Below are 4,715 nucleotides of genomic sequence, written 5' to 3'. Positions count from 1 at the left end.
GGACGAAAATATGCTGCTTGAGATGATGCGCGCGTATCTGGAGGCGCAGGGCTACGAGACTGCGGGCGCGAAAAGCTACGATGACGCGTTAAATTTGGCTTATGAGAGCAACTTTGATCTTTGGATATTTGACGTCAAAATTATCGGCGGCAGCGGCTTTGCGCTACTTGGGGAGCTACGAAACGCGGGCAAAAACACGCCTTGTATATTTACGACCTCGCTAAACACGCTTGATGACGTGCAAAGCGGCTTTACTAGCGGTTGCGACGACTACATAAAAAAACCGTTTGAGCTAAAAGAGCTACATCTGCGCGTGCAAAATCTGCTAAAACGCACCTTTGTGCACAATAAAAACGAGCTGATAAATCTGGGTGAAAATTTGGGCTTTGATATGAATCAGGGCTTGCTATTTCGTGACGGCAAGGCTGTCTCGATGCCTAAAAAGCAGTCCAGATTGCTCGCGCTTTTGCTAAAAAATCAGGATAGATTTTTAAGTAGAGACGAGATTTATTCTCAAATTTGGGACTACGACGAGAGCCCTAGCGAGCTTAGTTTGCGCGTTTATATCGCGGAGCTGCGTAAAATTTTAGGCAAAGAGCGTATCGTGAGCGCCTCAAAGCTAGGCTATAAATATGTTTAAGTTTTTCGCGGTTGCTTGGCGGTTTGGGTTTTGGGCTAAAAACGCTACTAAATTTACGCGATATTTTTATGAAATTTGCGGCTCTAGATTTCAAAATTTAGCGCCGAATTTGATTAAATTTACGGCTACGGCGCGGCAAAACGCAGGATATCGGTCTAAATTTTTATCCAAATTTACGCAAGATTTTTGCCGTTTTATGCTTCAAAATTTACGTCCGCGAGGCACCACCAAATTTAACCCAAAAGGCGGCAAGTGGCATTTCTAAAATCTCTTAAAAAAGCTTTTGCAGCACTTTCAGACCGTCAAATTTTACCTATATTTTTGCTTTATTTCATCACGAGCGCCGCATTTTTGGTCTTTTTTGCGCAGATGTTTTACGAGCGCGAGAAGCATTTTATACTCGATCGCGACGTCTTTATCGTGCGAGATTTGCAGCATCATCTGCAAAATAAACTACAAAAAAACGGCGAGATAGACGACGATGATTTCGACGACGTCGAGGCTTTTGCCGTAAATTTAAAAACGGGCGAGGAGATCGAGGACGACTTTGAGCCGCGCGAGGGCATGCCGCAAAGATACAAGGACGGAACGAGCTCAGTGGTGCAGTTTTATCTCAAAAATCGTCTCGGCGAGGAGGAGTACTACGTCGCCGTCAAGGTCGCGGATCCGGAGTTTGCGATTCTCACGCTAAAACTCAAGATAATATTTTTCTCGTTTATGATACTGCTTGCTATTTTAGTCATAGCTTATTTTATCATTCGTCTTTCGCTGCGTCCGCTTTACCGTCGTATCGACTTTTTAAACGGCTTTATCAGGGATACGACGCACGAGATAAACACGCCTCTTAGCGTTATTTTGATGAGCATAGAGATGTTTGAAACCGATCCGAAAAAATACTTAAACAACATAAAAACCGCCTCCAAAACGATCTCGACGCTATACGAGGACCTCACGCTGGTAAAGCTTAGCGGCAAAGAGGACGGCGCGGCGACGAGCTTTAGCCTGAGCGAGCTGGTGCGCGAGAGGATCGGGTATTTTGGACTAAATTTGGAGCAAAAAAATATAAATTTAAGCACGCAAATAGCCGAGGTGCAGCTGCGCTCATCCTATAAAAAAACGCGAAAAATCATCGACAACCTACTAAGTAATGCTATAAAATATTGCGACGAAAATGGCCGCGTAAGCGTAAATTTAACCCCTGCTGCGCTCGCGATTTCAAACAGCGGCGCGGGCATCGCTAAGGAAAATTTGCCGCGGATTTTTGAGCTTTACACGCGGTTTGACGAGCGAAACGGCGGCTTTGGTATTGGGCTTCATATCGTTAAAACCTTTTGCAAGGAGCTTGGGTTTAAAATCTCGTGTAAAAGCGGCGGAGGGCTAACAGAGTTTCGCGTGGAGTTTGGCGGGAGCGCGGTTAAAATTTAAGAAAGCCGGGCTGTAAATTTAAGTTGTTTTAGTTTGTGCGGCAAGTTTGAGTTAAATTTTAAACCGTCAAATTTGACCCAAACCGCTAAACTTAAATTTGACGCGTAATCGGATTAAATTTAGAAAGTATGCAAAGCCAAGAAAGCCAAATTTAGCGTATCAAGGCAGAATATCGACGTTTATTTCGTTTTTGACCTCTACGGTTACGCTTTGAGTGGTGCCGTTGTATTCGGTGTATTCCGAGCCTACGTTTCCTTGGGTAAAGTTTTTAAGATGCAGCGTATCTCCGCTCTCGCCGTCTATCCTTAGCCTGTTATCGCTATCCGTCATATCAAGCACGTCTTTGGCGGTTATCGTGGTTTCGACGTTGTTTTCCGCTCCGCCTAACTCGAGTTTTTCAAAATCCTTGACTCTGCTAAAGTCTATGGTTTCGGAGATATTTAGCGTATCTTCGCCGTCGCCGCCTTTTATGACGGAGGTTGAGATGCTTGCTCCTTTTTCTATCATGACCCTGTCGTCACCCTCGTCTCCTCTTATTTCGGAATAATTATCAAAATTTACTCCTGCTTTTATGTTTATGGCGTCATCGCCTCTGCCTCCAAATATCACGGAGTGCGAGACGTTTGCGCCGCCGTTTACGTTTATGGTGTCGCTACCTTCGCCTCCGGTTATGCGTGAGCCGTTTTGGATCTGCGCGCCGCTGTTGATATGTATTTCGTCGTCTCCTTCGGCGGCGTTTATCTGGGCTTTATCGAGAATCGCTCCGCTATTTACGTTTATGGTGTCGTTGCCCGTACCAGTGTGTATGTAGGTGCCTTGCTTAAACTCGGCTCCGCTGTTTAGCGTTACGACGTCTTCGCCTCTGCCCGTGCCGATACCTGCGGGGTTTCCAGATGTCGTAGCGTTTTCAAAGGTACTATTAGAGATAGTCACTTCGTCATTATCATCCTCTGTAAATAGCTCGGAGTTTACAAATTTAACGCCGTCAAGCTCAATCTTTTCCTCGCCTACACCGGTGTTTATGGCGACGTTGGTGAGCGTTACGCCGGATTTGATATTGACGCTATCGTTGCCTGCGTAGGTTGAGATGATGGAGTCGTTTCTGTTGTTGGTAGTGCCCGTCATGTCTGATTCTATATTTATCGTATCGACATCTTTGCCCGTCGTTACTCTAACGTCTTTAAGGGTAGAATTTTGCCCTAACGTTACCTTGTTTTCTCCGTTGCCTGCGATGATATCTACTTTTTCTAATACGGAATTTTCAACCGTTATGATATCGCCGCCCTCATCGGTATCTATCGTGGCTTTTGAACCGCCTTGTCCTTTGATGGTTGAGTTTTTTATAGTTACGGTATCATCGCCCGTGCCGGTATGCAGTTCTGAGTTTTCTATAGTGCCCTTGATGCTTACGATATCGTCATCTTCCTCGGTGTTGATGCTGGAGTGATCGGTAACTTGACCGCTTATGTTTACGACGTCACTGCCTGCACCAGTATTTGCGACGAAATGATTTTTAACGTGGCCGCTAAGATTTAGCGTATCGTCGCCCGTGCCTGTATTTATGTGTTTGCCGTCGGCTTGCTCGTTTCCTTGTATGTTTATGTAGTCATCGTGGTCTATTATTTTGCCCATTGTGCTAGAGTTTATTATCTCGGCATTGTCCGTGGTGACGGTCAGGGTTAAATTTCTAGAGTAGTCTTTGTAGGTTATGCCGTAGTCTTCGTATTTGACGCCGTCGCTATCTAGCTTTGATTCGCCTTCTACGCCTTGGTTTTGATTGTCGCTTTGCGTCGTAGGGGTGCTGGATAAATTTACGCCGTCGTGCCCGTCGTTGTCTATGATTTTTACTCTTATTTGAACGCTATTTATGTCGTTGGCATCGGCGATGGTTACTTGGCTGCCGCTAGTCCAGCTTAAGCCGCCGTTGGTCGAATACTGCATAGAACCAGCCTCGTAATCCACTCCCGCCGTCCCGCCGCTTAGGCTAAAATTTAGAGTGGTTGCCCTGGCTTTTAAGGTGCTGCTTACCGATAAAGCAAATGTTAGGTAATCGCCCGACCCCTCCATAACATCGCTTAGAGCTCTTACTTGTAGTGCTTTTGGCGTAGGGGTTGATGAAATTATCTTAGTAGCAATACCAATAGCTCGTTCAGCTGCAATAGAATGTTGATTTTGCGTATACGGGTTGCTATAAGTTGCAATCACGCTTGATATATGGCCGCCCTCGGTAAATGTAACTTTGCTCAAGCTCACGCCGTCTGAGCTAACCGAGCCGCCGCTACCGTCAGGCACTGTTTCTTGTGCGTCTTGAGGCTGGATTTCGTATAGCGATACTTGCTGTGAGGTAATGATACCGGCCGCTATAGTCTCGTCTTCAATGTCTTCTTTTACTGTTGCGCCTTGATCTGATAGCAAAGTATCTTCGTCTGTTATGACTACGTCTTTATCGCTATTTTGCGGTATGACGATGGCGTCTTTTACGACGCTTTTTACGATACTTGCTTTGACTGACACGACTATCCTTTACATGAAATTTTGCGGCATTATATTGTTTTTTCTATTTTTTGTATATTGTACTTGAGTGCAGGTGCGGCTTGTTTTTTTCAAATTTACAGCCGCAAAATCGCAAACGCGATCAAAAATAGGCGCT

The 4,715-nt window shown here is 45.3% G+C and carries 4 protein-coding genes; 3 read left to right on the top strand and 1 reads right to left on the bottom strand.

The window, feature by feature from the left end:
* From H740_RS00430 to H740_RS00420, 3 genes are all read left to right on the top strand, one after another.
* Positions 1-640 (top strand): response regulator transcription factor (locus H740_RS00430; protein ID WP_002950303.1); only part of this gene is annotated, 640 nt, incomplete at its 5' end.
* Positions 633-905 carry a hypothetical protein gene (locus H740_RS00425; RefSeq protein ID WP_002950301.1) on the top strand — a complete coding sequence of 91 codons (273 nt, stop codon included), beginning with the start codon at positions 633-635 and terminating at the stop codon, positions 903-905. The genes H740_RS00430 and H740_RS00425, both read left to right, overlap by 8 nt.
* Positions 893-2,065, top strand: a complete 1,173-nt coding sequence (locus H740_RS00420) for a sensor histidine kinase (RefSeq protein WP_002950300.1) — start codon at positions 893-895, stop codon at positions 2,063-2,065. The genes H740_RS00425 and H740_RS00420 overlap by 13 nt, the downstream gene beginning before the upstream one ends.
* Before the next feature lie 159 nt (positions 2,066-2,224).
* Here the strand turns inward: H740_RS00420 and H740_RS00415 are convergent, their stop codons facing one another.
* Positions 2,225-4,579, bottom strand: coding sequence for a hypothetical protein (locus tag H740_RS00415; protein WP_002950298.1), 2,355 nt, complete (start codon positions 4,577-4,579; stop codon positions 2,225-2,227).
* Positions 4,580-4,715 lie beyond the last annotated feature (136 nt).

It is taken from the genome of Campylobacter showae CC57C, assembly GCF_000344295.2.
GTDB lineage: Bacteria > Campylobacterota > Campylobacteria > Campylobacterales > Campylobacteraceae > Campylobacter_A > Campylobacter_A showae_B.
This window is presented reverse-complemented; position numbering and strand designations above follow the sequence as displayed.